Origin of the sequence: Lysobacter antibioticus (genome assembly GCF_000731095.1) — a bacterium.
Lineage (GTDB): Bacteria > Pseudomonadota > Gammaproteobacteria > Xanthomonadales > Xanthomonadaceae > Lysobacter > Lysobacter antibioticus_B.
Genome location: NZ_JMTZ01000014.1, coordinates 1 through 16,184, shown reverse-complemented (window position 1 = coordinate 16,184; position 16,184 = coordinate 1). Strand labels below are relative to the sequence as shown.

General features: G+C 68.1%; 14 protein-coding genes. 8 read left to right on the top strand and 6 right to left on the bottom strand.

The window, feature by feature from the left end; all coding sequences use genetic code 11:
* The first annotated feature begins 89 nt into the window (after positions 1-89).
* From EX88_RS0105460 to EX88_RS0105435, 6 genes are all read left to right on the top strand, one after another.
* The gene (locus tag EX88_RS0105460) at positions 90-1,547 is read left to right on the top strand and encodes an amidohydrolase (RefSeq protein ID WP_031370997.1); all 1,458 of its coding nucleotides are present in this window, start codon (positions 90-92) and stop codon (positions 1,545-1,547) included.
* On the top strand, positions 1,544-2,890 hold the full coding sequence (locus EX88_RS0105455; RefSeq protein ID WP_152566105.1) for an amidohydrolase family protein: 1,347 nt from the start codon (positions 1,544-1,546) through the stop codon (positions 2,888-2,890). Before EX88_RS0105460 ends, EX88_RS0105455 begins: the two co-directional genes overlap by 4 nt.
* A gap of 324 nt (positions 2,891-3,214) precedes the next feature.
* Positions 3,215-3,619 (top strand): DUF1761 domain-containing protein, encoded by a 405-nt coding sequence (locus EX88_RS0105450; RefSeq protein WP_031370995.1) that lies wholly within the window; start codon positions 3,215-3,217, stop codon positions 3,617-3,619.
* 29 nt (positions 3,620-3,648) lie between these two features.
* Entirely contained in the window at positions 3,649-4,275 is a 627-nt protein-coding gene (locus EX88_RS0105445) for a 2-hydroxychromene-2-carboxylate isomerase (RefSeq protein WP_031370994.1), read from the top strand.
* A gap of 98 nt (positions 4,276-4,373) precedes the next feature.
* Positions 4,374-5,318, top strand: coding sequence for a DegV family protein (locus EX88_RS0105440; RefSeq protein WP_031370993.1), 945 nt, complete (start codon positions 4,374-4,376; stop codon positions 5,316-5,318).
* 458 nt (positions 5,319-5,776) lie between these two features.
* On the top strand, positions 5,777-9,241 hold the full coding sequence (locus EX88_RS0105435) for an amidohydrolase family protein (protein WP_081930643.1): 3,465 nt from the start codon (positions 5,777-5,779) through the stop codon (positions 9,239-9,241).
* Between the two features lie 81 nt (positions 9,242-9,322).
* Here EX88_RS0105435 and EX88_RS0105430 read toward each other — a convergent pair whose 3' ends face one another.
* Positions 9,323-10,204, bottom strand: coding sequence for a class I SAM-dependent methyltransferase (locus EX88_RS0105430; protein WP_031370991.1), 882 nt, complete (start codon positions 10,202-10,204; stop codon positions 9,323-9,325).
* Entirely contained in the window at positions 10,201-11,622 is a 1,422-nt protein-coding gene (locus tag EX88_RS0105425; protein ID WP_031370990.1) for an FAD-binding oxidoreductase, read from the bottom strand. Before EX88_RS0105425 ends, EX88_RS0105430 begins: the two co-directional genes overlap by 4 nt.
* A gap of 119 nt (positions 11,623-11,741) precedes the next feature.
* Here EX88_RS0105425 and EX88_RS0105420 point away from each other — a divergent pair, with 119 nt between their 5' ends.
* Positions 11,742-12,542 carry a helix-turn-helix domain-containing protein gene (locus EX88_RS0105420; RefSeq protein ID WP_051884556.1) on the top strand — a complete coding sequence of 267 codons (801 nt, stop codon included), beginning with the start codon at positions 11,742-11,744 and terminating at the stop codon, positions 12,540-12,542.
* Between the two features lie 92 nt (positions 12,543-12,634).
* The gene (locus EX88_RS0105415) at positions 12,635-12,979 is read left to right on the top strand and encodes a hypothetical protein (RefSeq protein WP_031370988.1); all 345 of its coding nucleotides are present in this window, start codon (positions 12,635-12,637) and stop codon (positions 12,977-12,979) included.
* A 66-nt stretch (positions 12,980-13,045) separates the two neighbouring features.
* On the opposite strand, the gene fghA is transcribed toward EX88_RS0105415, so the two are convergent.
* The 4 genes from fghA to frmR form a co-directional block, all read right to left on the bottom strand.
* Complete coding sequence (gene fghA / locus EX88_RS0105410) at positions 13,046-13,876, bottom strand: S-formylglutathione hydrolase (protein WP_031370987.1); 831 nt, start codon at positions 13,874-13,876, stop codon at positions 13,046-13,048.
* Positions 13,877-14,073: 197 nt separating this feature from the next.
* Positions 14,074-14,382 carry a hypothetical protein gene (locus EX88_RS0105405; protein ID WP_031370986.1) on the bottom strand — a complete coding sequence of 103 codons (309 nt, stop codon included), beginning with the start codon at positions 14,380-14,382 and terminating at the stop codon, positions 14,074-14,076.
* A gap of 8 nt (positions 14,383-14,390) precedes the next feature.
* Positions 14,391-15,500, bottom strand: a complete 1,110-nt coding sequence (locus tag EX88_RS0105400) for an S-(hydroxymethyl)glutathione dehydrogenase/class III alcohol dehydrogenase (protein ID WP_031370985.1) — start codon at positions 15,498-15,500, stop codon at positions 14,391-14,393.
* A gap of 87 nt (positions 15,501-15,587) precedes the next feature.
* The gene (gene frmR / locus EX88_RS0105395; RefSeq protein ID WP_031370984.1) at positions 15,588-15,863 is read right to left on the bottom strand and encodes a formaldehyde-responsive transcriptional repressor FrmR; all 276 of its coding nucleotides are present in this window, start codon (positions 15,861-15,863) and stop codon (positions 15,588-15,590) included.
* Positions 15,864-16,184 lie beyond the last annotated feature (321 nt).

Below are 16,184 nucleotides of genomic sequence, written 5' to 3'. Positions count from 1 at the left end.
GCCCATGACGATAGTCAGGGTTGGCAGGGGCTCGGGCGGCCGTTACGGTTCCAAGGTTGTCCGTCGCTCGCTCTGTCTTGGGGGAATCCATGTTTCGACCGCTACTGGCCGGCTGTGGCCTGGCGCTGCTCGCCGGCGCCGTGCAGGCCGCCACGCCCGCGTCTGCCTCGCGTTTCACCCAGGACCCGTATCCGAGCACCTACAAGGCGATCGCCGCCGGCCCGGTGCTGCTGCAGCATGCGACCGTGCTGACCGGCGCCGGCCAGCGCCTCGACGACGCCGACGTGCTGCTGCGCGATGGCAAGGTGGTCGCGGTCGGCCGCGCCCTCGAGGCACCCAGCGACGCCACCCGCGTCGACGCGAGCGGCAAGTGGATCACCCCGGGCATCATCGACGTGCACTCGCACCTCGGCGTCTACCCGAGCCCCGGCGTCGGCGCGCACGCCGACGGCAATGAAATGACCGGCCCGGTCACCCCGAACGTCTGGGCCGAACATTCGGTGTGGCCGCAGGACCCCGGCTTCGCCGCGGCGCTCGCCGGCGGCATCACCTCGCTGCAGATCCTGCCCGGCTCGGCCAACCTGATCGGCGGACGCGGGGTGACGCTGAAGAACGTCCCGGCCACCAGCTACCAGGCGATGAAGTTCCCGGCCGCGCCGTGGGGCCTGAAGATGGCCTGCGGCGAAAACCCCAAGCGCGTCTACGGCAGCCGCAACACGCCGCCGGGCACGCGCATGGGCAATGTCGCCGGTTACCGCGCCGCCTTCATCGACGCCAGCGAATACCTGCGCAAGAGCGCGCCGAAGGCCGCCGCGCCGCAGAAGAAGCGCTGGTGGCAGAGCAGCGCCAAGCCCGGCAACGGCAACGGCAACGGCGCCGACAGCGAGAAGGACACCGGCGGCAAGCGCGACCTCAAGCTCGACACCCTGGCCGGCGCGATCAAGGGCGACATCCTCGTCCACATCCATTGCTACCGCGCCGACGAGATGACCACCATGCTCGACCTGGCCAAGGAGTTCGGCTTCAAGGTCAGCGCCTTCCACCACGGCGTGGAGGCCTACAAGATCGCCGACCGCCTCGCCGCCGAAGGCGTGTGCGGCGCGCTGTGGGCCGACTGGTGGGGCTTCAAGATGGAAGCCTTCGACGGCATCCAGGAAAACATCGCCATCGTCGACCGCCCCGCCAACAGCTGCGCGATCGTGCATTCGGACTCCGAGGAAGGCATCCAGCGCCTCAACCAGGAAGCGGCCAAGGTGATCGCGCATGCGCGCCTGGCCGGCATCGACATCGCGCCGGAACGGGCGATCCGCTGGCTGACCCAGAACCCGGCCAAGGCGCTCGGCATCCTCGAACGCACCGGCACCCTCGAGCCGGGCAAGATGGGCGACGTGGTGGTGTGGAACGGCAACCCCTTCAGCGTCTACGCCAAGGCCGAACAGGTCTATGTCGACGGCGCGCGCGTCTACGACCGCGCCGACCCGTCGCGGCAACCGAAGTCGGACTTCCTGCTGGGGCAACCGGCGACGCAGACCGGAGGCTTGCGATGAACCGTCGCGGGATCGAACCCTTGTCCTGCGCCGTTGCAGCGAAGCTTGCAACCCGCGGGCTGCGTCACAGCGCGCTGCTGCTCGCCCTGCTCGGCGCTTGCGCGAGTTTCGGCGCCGCGGCGCAGAACGTCCTGATCCGCAACGCCACCGTGCACACCGCGACCGCGCAAGGCTCGCTCGAACACGCCGACGTGCTGGTCGGCAACGGCGTGGTGCGCGCGGTCGGCAAGGGCTTGTCGGCGCCGGCCGGCGCCCAGGTCGTCGAAGCCGAAGGCCGGCCGCTGACCCCGACCCTGTTCGGCGGCATCACCGAGATCGGCCTGGAAGAGGTCTCCGGCGAAAAATCCACGGTCGACCAGACCGTCGCGCTGGGCGCCGACACCAAGGAAATGACGGTGCGGCCGGAGTTCGACGTGACCCTGGCCTACAACCCCGACTCGGTGTTGATCCCGGTCGCGCGCATCGAAGGCATCGGCTGGACCCTGCTCGGCGTCGGCACCGCCACCGGCGGGTCGATCGTCGCCGGTCAGGGCGGGGTCGAACGGCTCGACGGCGGCCCCGACCCGATCGGCCCGCGCGTGTTGTTCGTGCGCCTGGGCAAGGACGGCCTGGGCCTCAGCGGCAGCTCGCGCGCAGCGCAGTGGATGATCCTCGATCAACTCATCGACGAGGCGCGCGGCCGCATCGCACCCGGCCACCACGCCGCGCTGCTGACCCCGGCCGGGCGTTCGACCCTGCTCAAATACCTCGACGGCGGCGGCCGCATCGTGTTCGGCGTCGACCGTGCCGCCGACATCCGCCAGTTGCTGCGCTGGTCGGCGCGGCACCGGTTGCGCATCGCCATCGCCGGCGGCGGCGAGGCCTGGCGGCTCGCGCCGCAGCTCGCCGCGGCCAAGGTGCCGGTGTTCGTCAATCCGCTGTCCAACCTGCCGAGCGATTTCGACCAGGTCGGCGCCAGCATGGAGAACGCCGCGCGCCTGCGCGCGGCCGGCGTGGCGGTGGGTTTCAGCGAAGGCGGCGCCTCGCACAACGCGCGCAAGGTGCGCCAGCTCGCCGGCAACGCCGTCGCCGCGGGCCTGCCCTGGGCCGATGGCCTGGCCGGCCTGACCCGGGTGCCGGCCGAAGCCTTCGGCGTGGCCGGCCAGGTCGGTGCCATCGCCCCGGGCCAGCGCGCCGACCTGGTGCTGTGGAGCGGCGATCCGCTCGATGTCGCCCAGGTCGCCCTGCAAGTGTGGATGGACGGCCGCGCGATCGAGATGCGCAGCCGCCAGACCGAGCTGCGCGACCGTTACCTGCACGGCGACACTGGCCTGCCGCGCGCGTATCCGGCGCCGGCGCGCTGAGGCAGCGGCCCGGCCGCTTCGACGAAGCGGCCAATGAATCCGCCGGGCCTTTGTAGGATGGGCGTAAGCCGCGACCGCGAAGCCACGGCGACGACGAAGCGGTAACAACGCGGTCGCGGCTTACGCCACTCCTACAAGGGGGCGGTCCGCGGGCATGGCCCATGCCACCGCCTCCGATGACCCAGGCGTATCCTGTCGTCGGCCAACGAAGGATCGCCGCCCGTCCCGCCCCTTCCCCGAGCCCGCTGCGGCGAGCTGCCGCGCGACATCGCGCATCGGGAATCGGTCGGTGCCGATTCACCCCAACACCCGGAGAACACCGCGATGACCGCATCCCTCTTGCAACTCAACTGGCTGGCGATCCTCGCGGCGACCGCCTCGTCCTTCCTGCTCGGCGGGCTCTGGTACGGGCCCTTGTTCAAGAAGCGCTGGTGCCGTGAGGCCGGCGTCGATCCCGATGCCAAGCCCGGTCACCCCGGCCGGGTGTTCGCCACCGCCATCGCCTGCAGCTTCCTCGCCGCGCTGATGTTCGCCGTGTTCCTGCCGCCCGGCGCCAACGCCGCCGACGGTTTCGGGGTCGGCTTCGTGGTCGGGCTGTTCTTCGTCTCGATGAGCTTCGGCATCAACTACGCCTTCGCCCAACGCAGCCTGATGCTGTGGATGATCGACGCCGGTTACCACATCCTCCAGTTCGCCCTGTACGGCCTGATCCTCGGCGCCTGGAAGTAACAGAGCCGGCCATAAGAGACCCGACGACCATGACCACGCTGCGCTGGTACTTCGACTTCATCTCGCCGTTCTCCTACCTGCAGTGGCAGAAGCTCAGGCCGATGGTGCGCGAGCGCGCGATCGAGCTGGTGCCGGTCGCATTCGGCGCCGTGCTCGAGGCGCGCGGCCAGAAGGGCCCGGCCGAAATCGTCGGCAAACGCGAGTTCACCTATCGGCACGTGCTGTGGCAGGCGCGGCGCGAAGGCGTCGCCCTGCGCTTCCCGCCGGCGCATCCGTTCAACCCGCTCGCCGCACTGCGGTTGTGCCTGGTCGCCGGCTCCACCCCCGAGGCGGTCGATGCGATCTTCGACTGGATCTGGCGGCGCGGCGAGGCCGGCGACAGCGTCGAGGCCCTGGCGCCGGTGATCGATGCGCTCGGGGTCGAGGCCGAAGCGCTCGGCGCCGACGCGATCAAGGCGGCGCTGCGCGACAACACCGAGGCCGCGTTGGTGGCCGGTGTCTTCGGTGTCCCTACGTTGAGCATTGGAGATGAGTTGTTCTGGGGCAACGATGCCCACGACTTCGCTCTTGACGCACTGCAACATCCCGAATTGCTCGACGACCCGGAGATGCAGCGTTTGAAGCAACTGCCGGTGGGGATACGTCGCCGCGCCTGAACGACGCAAGCCCCGGAGCGCGCTCACGCGTGACTCATGTCTCAAAAAGGTATGCTGCGGTCCTATCCGATCACCACGCGCCCTACCCGGGGGGGAACATGCGCATTGGAATCGTCGTCGACTCCGCTTGCGATCTGCCGTTGGAATATCTGGAACGGCACGACATCCATCTGTTGCCGATCACCGTGCGCATCGGCCAGGCGGTACTGGCCGACCATCGCAACGAACAGGCCACCCTGCAATTCCTGCACACGCACCTGGCCGAGCGCGGTTTCGAGGCCGAGACCACGCCCTACACCGTGCAGCAGGTGCGCGACCTGTTCGTCAGCCAGCTCGTGATCGATTACGACTACGTGTTCTGCATGACGATCACCAAGACCCGCAGCCCGGTCTACGAGAACGCCAACCAGGCCAGCTTCGCGATCCTCAACGACTACAAGCCGGTGCGTTCGGCGGCCGGCATCAACACGCCGTTCGCGTTGCGGGTGATCGACACTCTCAACCTGTTCGCCGCCCAGGGCATCACCGCGGTCGAAGCGGTGCGCCTGCGCGCCGCCGGCGAAGGCGCGCCGAAGATCCGCGCACGCCTGGAGCACCTGGCCCTGCACACCCACGGCTATCTGATCCCGCGCGACCTCAATTACCTGCGCGCGCGCACCCGCGTGCGCGGCGACCGCAGCGTCAGCTTCCTCAGCGCCACCCTCGGCACCGCGCTCGACATCAAGCCGGTGCTGCACTGCAACCGCGGCGAGACCGGCCCGGTGGCCAAGATCAAGGGCTACGAGAACGCCGCGCAGAAGCTGTTCGAGTTCACCGCGCACAAGGCCCAGACCGGGCTGCTGACGCCGACGGTGTGCGTCAGCTACGGCGGCGAACTCGCCGAACTGCACGCCCTGCCCGGCTACGAGCGCCTGCGCGAAGCCTGCCGCAACAGCAACGTCGAGCTGTTCGAAAGCGTCATGAGCCTGACCGGCATGGTCAACGTCGGCAAGGGCGCGGTGGTGGTCGGCTTCGCCGCCGAGCAGGCCGACTTCAAGGGCTGAGCGGGCACGAAGCGGCTGGAGCGCCGATGCGGATGCGGCGGCGCCAAGAGCAAATCTCCCCCAACCCCTCTTTTCCAAAGAGGGGAGCGGATTAGCTTTGCCGGGAGCAACGACACCTCGTCGACGCATTAGAACTGGCCACCGTCGCTCTTGCTTCGAAGGCAGCATCCGTTACATGAGGTCCACGGCTTCCATTCGAGAGCCGGCAGTTCGGCCCCGCTAGCCGCCAGCATCCCTTGCTTGCGCAGCGATGCAGCTCGAAAGAAGTTCATCCTCCCCGACCCGACGCCAGCACTCCCCTCTTTGGCAAAGAGGGGTTGGGGGAGATTTGCTTTGCTCGCACGGCGTGGCGACAGCGACATCTCGCCATACCCCACCAAGCACGACTTTTAGCCCAGGTGTCGAGGCATGCGTGCGGGTTAGGCTCGAACCATCGTCAGCCCCAGGTAACCGCTTCGATGCCCAATCACCGCCTGCTCGCCCTTGCGCTCGCCAGCGCGCTCGCCGTCCCGGCCTATGCCCAGACCCCGCCGCAACCCGCACCGCAGGACAAGAAACAGGGCGAGAAACAAGGCGAAGCGCCCGCCGCCCAGTTGGAACAGGACGCGCTGAAACCCGCCGGCACCGATCCGGCGCGCGCTTCGGCGCAGACCGCCAAGGGCGTCAGCAAGCCCGGCGACAAGGACGAGAAGAAGTGGGACGTCTCGGCGCCGCACGGCCAGACCAAGACCGTGCGCTTCGACACCGACGAAGGCACCTGGATGGACCTGGACGTGTCGCCCGACGGTCGCGAAATCGTGTTCTCGCTGCTCGGCGATCTGTACCGGCTGCCGATCGGCGGCGGTCAGGCCAAGCGCATCACCAGCGGCCCGGCCTGGGACGTGCAGCCGCGTTGGTCGCCCGACGGCCGCGAACTCGCTTTCACCTCCGACCGCGGCGGCGGCAACAACCTGTGGCGGATCAAGGCCGACGGCAGCAACGCCGTCGCGGTGACCAAGGAAGACTTCCGCCTGCTCAACAACCCGGCGTGGACGCCGGACGGCCAGTTCCTGGTCGGGCGCAAACATTTCACCGGCGAGCGTTCGCTCGGCGCGGGCGAGTTGTGGATCTACCATGCCGCCGGCGGCGGTGGCGGCCTGCAACTGACCAAGCAGAAGAACGACCAGCAGGACCTCGGCGAACCGGCGCTGTCGCCGGATGGCCGCTACGTCTACTACTCCGAGGACGTCAGCGCCGGCCCGGCCTTCCAGTACAACAAGAACGTCCACGACACCGTCTACGCGATCAAGCGCTTCGACCGCGAAACCGGCAAGAGCGAAACCGTGATCGGCACGCCCGGCGGCGCGGTGCGGCCGCAGCCCTCGCCGGACGGCAAGTCGCTGGCCTTCGTCAAACGCATCCGCGACAAGTCGGTGCTGCACGTGCTCGACCTGGCCAGCGGCGAAACCCGCCCGGTCTGGGACGGGCTGTCGCACGACATGCAGGAAGCCTGGGCGATCTTCGGGCCGTACGCGAATTTCTCCTGGACTCCCGACTCCAAGTCGGTGGTGATCTGGGCGCAGGGCAAGCTGTGGCGCGTCGGCATCGCCAGCGGCAAGCCCGAGGCGATTCCGTTCCAGGCGTCGATCGAACAGACCGTGGCCGAGCCGTTGCGTTTCGAACAGAAACTCGACGAAGGCCGCTTCGCGCCGAAAATGATCCGCGACGTCGCCACCAGTGCCGACGGCAAGACCCTGATCTTCCACGCCGTCGGCCATCTGTGGCGCAAGCGCCTGCCCGACGGCAAGCCCGAACGCCTGACCGGCAACGACAACCTTTACGAGTACCAGCCCAGCTTCAGCGCCGACGGCGGCAAACTGCTGTACACGACCTGGTCCGACGAAGCGCTCAGCGCGATCTACGTCGCCAGCGCCGGCGGTGGCGGCGGCAAGCGCCTGACCCAGGACAAGGGCTTCTACTACGGCCCGCGCTTCTCGCCCGACGGCAAGCGCATCGTCTACGCCAAGGCCGGCGGCGGCGGTCTCACCGGCAGCCTGTGGTCGGCCGATCGCGGCATCTACGTGATGTCGGCCGACGGCGGCAAGCCGATCCGCGTCGCCGACAACGGCGAAGCGCCGCAGTTCAGCGCCGACGGCAGCCGCGTGTATTACCTCACCGGCGGCGGCCTGAAGAAGAAGCTGATGTCGGTCGGCCTGCACGGCGAAGAGCCCCGCGAGGTCTACAACCTCAAGTACGTCGACTCGGTCAGCATCAGCCCGGACGGCAAGTGGGTGGCGTTCACCGAGTTGTTCAACGCCTATGTCGCGCCGCTGATGACCACCGGCAGCTCGGTCGAACTGAGCAAGGACAGCAAGGCGATGCCGGTGACGCCGGTCAGCGCCGACGTCGGCAGTTATCTGCACTGGGCCGCCGATTCGAAGTCGCTGCATTGGATGGTCGGCGATCGTTATTACTCGCGCCCGCTCAACCAGGCCTTCGCCTTCCTGCCGGGCGCGCCGGCGACGCCGGCCAAACCGTCGGCCGACGAACCCGGCGTGCGCGTCGGCCTCGACCTGCCGGTGTACGCAGCGCGCGACACCGTCGCCTTCACCCACGCACGCGTGGTGACGATGCGCAACGCCGAGACCGCGCAGGAAGTGATCGAGGACGCCACCGTGGTGGTGCGCGGCGACAGGATCGAAGCGGTCGGCGCCAGCGGCGCGGTCGCGGTGCCGGCCGGCGCGCGCGTCATCGACGCCACCGGCAAGACCATCCTGCCGGGCTATGTCGACGTGCACGCGCACGCCGCGCATTTCGGCCAAGGTGTAGTCCCGCAGCAGAACTGGGCCTACTACACCAACCTCGCCTTCGGCATCACCACCATGCACGACCCCTCGGCGACCACCGAGTTCGTGTTCTCCGAAGCCGAGCTGCTCAAGGCCGGCAAGATGGTCGGCCCGCGCGTGTTCTCGACCGGCACGATCCTGTACGGCGCCGACGGCGACTTCAAGGCGGTGATCAACTCGATCGACGACGCCCGCAGCCACCTGCGTCGGATGAAGGCCAACGGTGCGTTTTCGGTGAAGAGCTACAACCAGCCGCGCCGCGAACAGCACCAGCAGATCAACCAGGCCGCGCGCGAGCTGGGCATGCTGGTGGTCGAGGAAGGCGGTTCGACCTTCAACCACAATATGCCGATGATCCTCGACGGCGTCACCGGCATCGAGCACAACATCCCGGTCGCGCCGCTGTACAAGGACGTGGTCGAATTGTGGCGGCAGACCGACGTGCGCAACACCCCGACCCTGGTGGTCAGCTACGGCGGCCTGTCCGGCGAGTACTGGTGGTATGCCCGCGACAACGTCTGGGAAGACAAGAAGCTCAACCGCTTCTTCCCGCGCGAAACCCTCGACGCGCGTTCGATCCGTCGCGAGACCGCGCCGGATTGGGATTACTGGCATGTGCAGGTCGCCAAGTCGGTGAAGAAGCTGCGCGACGCCGGCGTCAAGATCCAGGTCGGCGGCCACGGCCAATTGCAGGGCCTGTCGGCGAACTGGGAAATCTGGATGCTGCCGCAGGGCGGTTTCAGCAACTTCGAGGCTTTGCGCGCGGCCACCATCGACGGCGCCGATTATCTCGGCCTGTCCAAGCAGCTCGGTTCGCTCGAAGCCGGCAAGAAGGCCGACCTGGTGGTGCTCAACAGCAATCCACTGGAGAACATCCGCGCGACCATCGACACCCGCTACGTGATGGTCGACGGGCGTTTGTTCGACGTCGATGCCGACATGGCCGAACTCGGCAATCTGGGCGAGAAGGCGCCGAACTTCTACTGGCAGCGCCATCGCGACGGCCAGACCTTCGGCATCGAATTCGGCCCGACCTCGGTCTGCCATTGCCCGAAGGGGCATGGCCCGCACGAGGCTCACGCAGCACACGAAGACTGAGGCGCGACCAGCGCGGCGGCGGAGCCGCCGCGCACTTAGTCGGATTAGCGCGGCGCCACTGCCGCGTACTCTTCGTCGGAATTAGCGCGGCGGCAAAGCCGCCGCGCAATGGGCCAGGAACAGCCATTCGCCGGGACTCGGATCGGGATCCTCCGGGTCGCCCGGTTCGACCAACGTACGCAGCATCCAGCCGCACTCGCCGAGCCATGCGCCGATCGCGCCGCGCTCGCAGCCCCAGCGGAACGGCTCGCCGCGCCGCTGCAACCAACCGCGCACCCACGGCCGTTCGCGCCGGAAGCGCGGCCGGCCACACCACGGTTCCATCGCCGTGGCGATCAGGATCGGATGCGGCAGCCCCTGCGCCAATCCGCGCAGCAGGTGCTGCGCGCGCGCCGACGACAGATACATCAGCACGCCTTCGGCCACGCACAGGGTCGGCCGATCGGGATCGAAAGCGGGATCGGCGAGGAGCGTGCCCAGCGCATCGTCGCGCTCCAGATCGGTCCCCAGCAGCCGCAAACGCGACATGTCCGCTTGCAACTGCCGCAACGCCTCGCGTTTGATCGCTACGCTATCGGTGCGGTCGAGTTCGAACACTCGCAGCATCGGGTGCCGTTGCGCCAGGCTCCATCCAAGGCCGTCGTAGCCGCTGCCGATCAGCACTGCCTGCGCCGCACCGTCCGCGCAAGCGCGGTCGGCCCATTGCGCGATGCGCCGCTTGCGCCAGGCGTAGTGCCCGCGCAAGCCCGGCAGGGCCAGCGTTTCCAGCGCGCTCAGGCAGGCGCGCCCCAGCGCGCCATCGACGAGCCGCAACAGGCCGCGGCCGCTGGTACCGCAGCGCTCCAGGCAGGCCCGGGCAAGTTGCGCCTGCGGCGTCGATTCGACGCGTCCGTAACCGTGCTGCACGCTGGCGGCGGCGACCAGCATCGCGGTGGACACGTTGCTCATGGGCGCGCCGCTCATGCGCCGGCTCGCGCGAACAGCGCTTCGTGATGGCGGAACCAGTCGCTGTCCCAACGCCGGTCCGGGTCGAGCTCGCGCTTACGCCGCAGGAACTCGCGAAACTGCGGATAGGCCGCCTCGACCTGATCGCGCGTGGCATGGCGATGGTAGGTCAGGTAGTAGCTGCCGCCGCAGACCAGGGCTTCGTCGATCAGGGCGCGGAACGCGACCGCAGCGGCGATGCGTCCGGCCGGATCATGGCGCACGTGCAGATTGAACACGATGCAGGCCCAGTCCTCGCGCGCCCAGGCCAGCATGCTGCTGCGTTCCGCGCACACCAGCCGCACGGTGCCGTAGATCGGCTGCGCGCGGTGGCGTCGCAGGCAATCGGCGGCCGCGGCCATGAATTCGGCCAGACGCGCGCGTGGCACGTACAGCTCGGTGATCATCTCCGAGCCGCAATGCCCCAGTGCCGCGTCGACGCTCGCGTGGTAGCCGTCCAGGTAGACGCCGGCCTGCTGACTGTCGGAGGCATAGCGCTGACCGTCGGTGGCCAGGTAGAAACCCGCGTATTCGGCGAAGGCACGGCTCGGCTCGGTATGCGCCAGGCACAGCAAGCGGGCGAAATCTTCGCCGCCGAGATGGCGCGGTGCGGCGTCGGGTGCGGCGTCGGCGAGCGGCCGATAACAGGACGCGATTCCCAGATCGAGGAAGTCGTCGCTGTTCGGGTCGATAGCGAATTGGAAATCGCCGTAGCTGCAACCCTCGGCGATCGCCGCCTGCAGATGCGGCATCAACTCGCCGACCCGCAGCAGCGCGACCTCGCGCCGCAGCACCGTACGCGGCACCAGCCGCAGGGTCAGCCGCGCAACCAGACCGAACAGGCCATAGCCGCCGGCGGCGAGCGCGAACCATTCGGCGTTGCGCTCGCGGTCGGCGATGCGCGCATCGCCGCGATGGTCGATCAGCACGATCGACTCGACGTCTTCGACGAACGGAGCGTAGGCCAGGCCGCGGCCGTGAATATTCGATGCGAACGCGCCGCCCAGGCTGAAGCCGTCGGCGCCGGTCTGCTTCTGGCGGATGGTCCAGCCGCGGCTGTTGCCCGGATGCCGCGCCAGCCATTCCAGCAGCGCCGGCCACTGCACGCCGGCTTCGACCGTGAGCAGACCGCGCTCGTCGTCGAAATCGACGATGCGGTCCAGTCCCGAAGTGTCCAGCAGCCAGCCGCCGGACAGGAACTGCTGGCCGCCCATGGCATGTCGCGCACCCACGGCGATGGTCGAACGGCCCAGGCGCGCGCAGTCGCGCACCGCCACGCAGGCTTGTTCCAGGCTGCGCGGCTGCAGCAGGCCGGCGACGGCGGTGCGGTTGAGGCCGGAGTGGACGTCGTTGAGGTGCAGGGTCGGCGCGGAGAGCGGTGCGATAGCGGCGGACATGACGGATACCGTTGAGGAGGCCAGTCCACCTTGGCCGGCCGGTATCGAAAATCGCAACCCCGCTGGATCAGGTATCGGATTATGATCCCCGGCATCCCGACTGCCCGCACCTTCCCGCCATGGCCGAACGCGAACGTCTGCTCGCTGCGCTCAAGACCGTGCTCAAGGAACGCGGCTGGCGCTACGCCGACCTGGCCCGCGCGCTGGGCCTGTCGGAGCCCACCGTCAAACGCCTGTTGTCGAACGGACGCATCGACCTGGAGCGGCTGGAGCGCATCTGCGCCGTGCTCGACCTGGACTTCTTCGAGCTCGCACGCCGTGCGCGCGGTGCGCGCGACGAGACCCGCCATCTGAGCCCGAAACAGGAAGCGGAACTGGCGCGGTCGCCGCGACTGATGACCGTGTTCCACCTGCTCTGTCAGGGCTGGCGCACCGATGCGATCCGCGCCGGCTTCGACCTGAGCGCGCCGGAACTCACCCGCCTGCTGGCGCGCCTGGACCGATTGGCGCTGGCGGAACTGCTGCCCGGCGACAAGGTGCGCCTGCGCGTGCCGCGCGACTTCTCCTGGCGCGACGACGGTCCCGTGCGCGCACGCTACCTGGGCGCGGCCAGCCGCGAGTTTCTGCTGGACGGATTCCAGTCGTCGGATGCTCTGCTGGCCTTGGACATCCGCGAACTGGGCGCGGCCTCGCTGGCGGTGCTGCGGCGCAAGCTGGAACGCCTGCAGGCGGAGTTCAAGGAAGCCGCAGAGCTCGACCTCAGCCTGCCGCCGTCAAAGCGGCGCAGCGTCGGCCTGTTGCTAGCCACGCGGCCCTGGGTCTATTCGCTGATCGAGACACTGCGCAGCGAATACGGCGACGAACGCGATGCGCCCTTACCCGGCCGGGGCGGACGGCGGTCGCGCGTCGCGGCCCGCTGAGCGACCGGCGCCTCGTTGCCGAATTCGCGCGTTCACAAACCAACAATGTTTGCCGGCCTAGGCTAGCGGCAACCTCCGCACGAGACGCCATGATGGCCACCCGTTACTACATCAGCCTTCCCGATGCGCAACGCGCACGCGGCAGCGACGCCTCGCTGTCGTTCACCGCGGTCAGCGCGGAAGGCTTCGCCGAGCAATTGCAGACCGCGCTGCGCAGCGACGGCTTGTTCGAGCGCTGGCGCGCGAAGCAGCCCGAGCCCGACGAGGTCGACCCCACGCTGGGCGCGACCGATCCGAATGCCTCGGCGCGCGGCGCTCAGCGCGATCTGCACGTGGAGTTGATCATCACCACGGGGTTGTCCGGCGCGATCATCAAGCATCGCCTGCGCCTGCTCGCCGGCAGCGGCTGGGAATTGCGCGACGTCACCGCCGCCTGAGCGCGGCGGTACCGGTATTCCCGGCGCCGTCGCGGTTCGCAACGGCGCCGCAACGGCGAGACCGGCTCAGCCGTGCAAGGCGCGCGCGTGATGCGCGATATGCTCGCCGATGTAGCTGGCGATGAAGTAATAACTATGGTCGTAACCGGGCCGGATGCGCAGCTCGAGCGGGTGCTTGGCCACTTCGCAGGCCACGCGCAGCAGCTCGGGCTTGAGTTGCGGCACCAGAAATTCGTCTTCGCCGCCCTGATCGATCAGCAGCGGCAGTTTCTCGCGCGCGCCGCCGACCAAGGCCGTCGCATCCCAAGCCTTCCACGCTTCGCGGTCCTCGCCGAGATAGGCGGTGAACGCCTTCTCGCCCCAGAGCGAATGCGACGGCGCGGCGATCGGCGAGAACGCCGACACACTGCGATAGCGACCGGGGTTCTTCAGCGCGATCATCAAGGCGCCGTGGCCGCCCATCGAGTGGCCGCTGATCGCCCGAGCGCTGGTGGTCGGGAAATGCGCGTCGACCAGCGCCGGCAACTCGTCGACGACGTAGTCGTACATGCGGAAATTCGCCGCCCACTTCGGCCGCGTCGCATTGAGATAGAACCCCGCGCCCTGGCCCAGGTCGTAGCCTTCGGCATCGGGCACGCCCTCGCCGCGCGGGCTGGTATCGGCCGCGACCAGGATCAACCCGTGCTCGGCCGCGTACTGCTGCGCGCCGGCCTTGGTGATGAAGTTCTGCTCGGTGCAGGTCAGGCCCGACAGCCAGTACAGCACCGGGCAGTCTTCGTGCTCGGCCTGCGGCGGCAGGTATACGCCGAAGCGCATCGGGCAGCCCAGCGTGGTCGCGGTGTGGCTCCAGACTTCCTGGCGTCCGCCGAAACAAGCGTGCGATTCGATTTTTTCCATGGCGTCCTCGGTGGTCTTGTTGGCCTTCATTGGCCCCTGCGGGGCGCCTTCTCAGCCTTACGCTTGCGCCGCATGCTGGAGCAGGAAGCGTCCGCACTGATTCGCTTCCAGCTCCCTCTCCCGCTTGCTGCGACCGCAAGAAGTGCAAAGCTGAGAGGGTTGGGTCAGGGCCGCTGCCTCATCGCCGCATCCCAACCTCAACGCAAGCTCGATCCGTTCGGATTGATCGCGCCGGCATCGGTGCGGTCGGGATAGTAAGCCTTCTTGTGCTCCAACCCATAAAGCAGCAAGCCGTGCAGGCCGATGATCTCGTGCTTGGCCACTCGCTGTTTCCAGAGCCGTTCGAATACGGCATCCAGCCTGTCCGGATCGCCTCTGGCCAGCACTTCATCGATGAAAGCGACGTCCTGCCCGTCGGGAAACAAGCACCGGAAACCTTCGTCGTCGATCGCATACACGTCGTAGACGCAGTTATCGGCGCCGTCGACGACCTGGACGTGCTTCATCGCCGCGCTCAGTAGTGAATCACGGTCCGGATCGACTTGCCCTCGTGCATCAGGTCGAAGGCTTCGTTGATGCGTTCCAGCGGCAGGGTGTGGGTGATGAAGGGGTCGAGGTCGATCTCGCCCTTCATCGCCTGCTCGACCATGCCCGGCAACTGGGTGCGGCCCTTGACCCCACCGAAGGCCGAGCCGCGCCAAACCCGCCCGGTGACCAGTTGGAACGGACGCGTGCTGATCTCCTGGCCGGCGCCGGCGACGCCGATGATGACCGATTCGCCCCACCCCTTGTGGCAGCACTCCAGCGCCGAACGCATGACGTTGACGTTGCCGATGCACTCGAAGCTGAAATCGACGCCGCCGTCGGTCATCTCGACCAACACGTCCTGGATCGGCCGCTCATAGTCCTTCGGATTGACGCAGTCGGTCGCGCCCATCTTCTTCGCCAGTTCGAACTTGCCCGGATTGGTGTCGACGCCGATGATGCGCCCGGCCTTGGCCTGCACCGCGCCCTGGATCACCGCCAGGCCGATGCCGCCGAGGCCGAACACCGCGACCGTGTCGCCGGGCTGGACCTTGGCGGTGTTATGGACCGCGCCGATGCCGGTGGTGACGCCGCAGCCGAGCAGGCAGACCTTTTCCAACGGCGCCTCGGGGTTGACCACCGCGAGCGAGACTTCGGCGACCACCGTATATTCGCTGAAGGTGCTGCAGCCCATATAGTGATGGATCGGCTGGCCGTTGTAGCTGAAACGGCTGCTGCCGTCCGGCATCACACCCTTGCCCTGGGTCGCGCGCACCGCCTGGCAGAGGTTGGTCTTGCCCGACAGGCAGAACTTGCACTTGCGGCATTCGGCCGTATACAGCGGGATCACGTGGTCGCCCGGCTTGACGCTAGTGACGCCCTCGCCGACTTCGACCACCACGCCGCCGCCTTCATGACCGAGCACGGCCGGGAACAGGCCTTCCGGGTCGTCGCCGCTGAGAGTGAAGGCATCGGTGTGGCAGACGCCGGTGGCGGTGATGCGCACCAGCACTTCGCCGGCGCGCGGCGGCTCGACGTCGATCTCGACGATCTGCAGGGGTTGTCCGGCGGCGAAGGCGACGGCGGCGCGGCTTTTCATGGCGTTCTCCAATGACGTCCCGTGTGGCGGGAGGGATGCGGTGTGCGGCGTCGCGGGCGGGCGACGCGGCGGTGTTCGATCGAGTCTCTATTTAAGGTACGAGCGCACCAACGCGGCGACTTCGTCGATGCTCGCGCTGCGGTTCTTCTGCGACGACGCGGCCTGGCCGAGTTCTTCGCGGATATGGCTTTCCAGCACTTCCGACATCAGCCCGTTGATGGCTCCGCGGATGGCCGCGATCTGCTGCAGCACCGCCGCGCACTCGCTGCCCTGCTCCAGCGCGCGCTCCAGGGCTTCGGTCTGGCCCTTGATGCGGCGCACCCGGGCCAGGACGCGTTTTTTCTCGGCGGGCGAATGCGGCATGCGGCACCTCGGCGGCCACGGCTGGCCGATTACCATACTGGGGGATAGTATCAGGCGCCGGGTGGATTTGGGATTGCCGATTTGGTCGGGCTGCGGGGCGGTGTCGCCCAGGGCTGCAGCGCGCCCAGGGTAGGAGCGGCGCGAGCCGCGACCGCCATGCCTCGATCTCGCGTCGCTGCCGAGGTCCTCCGTAGGGCCGGCGTATGTCGCGACCGCGCTGCGATGGTCTTGCCGCGCATCGCTAAAGCAAGATCGGATCAAGAAGAAGATCAAACGCCAAAAGCTTCCGCCACTAAAGCGGCGGGTTACTTTCTTTTGTCA

Bases quoted from the DNA above. Each gene is read 5' to 3' on its own strand.
- EX88_RS0105445 (WP_031370994.1), top strand. From the start codon at position 3,649: ATGACCACGCTGCGCTGGTACTTCGACTTCATCTCGCCGTTCTCCTAC.
- frmR (WP_031370984.1), bottom strand. From the start codon at position 15,863: ATGCCGCATTCGCCCGCCGAGAAAAAACGCGTCCTGGCCCGGGTGCGC.
- EX88_RS0105435 (WP_081930643.1), top strand. From the start codon at position 5,777: ATGCCCAATCACCGCCTGCTCGCCCTTGCGCTCGCCAGCGCGCTCGCC.
- EX88_RS0105430 (WP_031370991.1), bottom strand. From the start codon at position 10,204: ATGAGCGGCGCGCCCATGAGCAACGTGTCCACCGCGATGCTGGTCGCC.
- EX88_RS0105440 (WP_031370993.1), top strand. From the start codon at position 4,374: ATGCGCATTGGAATCGTCGTCGACTCCGCTTGCGATCTGCCGTTGGAA.
- EX88_RS0105455 (WP_152566105.1), top strand. From the start codon at position 1,544: ATGAACCGTCGCGGGATCGAACCCTTGTCCTGCGCCGTTGCAGCGAAG.
- EX88_RS0105460 (WP_031370997.1), top strand. From the start codon at position 90: ATGTTTCGACCGCTACTGGCCGGCTGTGGCCTGGCGCTGCTCGCCGGC.
- EX88_RS0105405 (WP_031370986.1), bottom strand. From the start codon at position 14,382: ATGAAGCACGTCCAGGTCGTCGACGGCGCCGATAACTGCGTCTACGAC.
- EX88_RS0105425 (WP_031370990.1), bottom strand. From the start codon at position 11,622: ATGTCCGCCGCTATCGCACCGCTCTCCGCGCCGACCCTGCACCTCAAC.
- EX88_RS0105450 (WP_031370995.1), top strand. From the start codon at position 3,215: ATGACCGCATCCCTCTTGCAACTCAACTGGCTGGCGATCCTCGCGGCG.
- fghA (WP_031370987.1), bottom strand. From the start codon at position 13,876: ATGGAAAAAATCGAATCGCACGCTTGTTTCGGCGGACGCCAGGAAGTC.
- EX88_RS0105400 (WP_031370985.1), bottom strand. From the start codon at position 15,500: ATGAAAAGCCGCGCCGCCGTCGCCTTCGCCGCCGGACAACCCCTGCAG.
- EX88_RS0105415 (WP_031370988.1), top strand. From the start codon at position 12,635: ATGGCCACCCGTTACTACATCAGCCTTCCCGATGCGCAACGCGCACGC.
- EX88_RS0105420 (WP_051884556.1), top strand. From the start codon at position 11,742: ATGGCCGAACGCGAACGTCTGCTCGCTGCGCTCAAGACCGTGCTCAAG.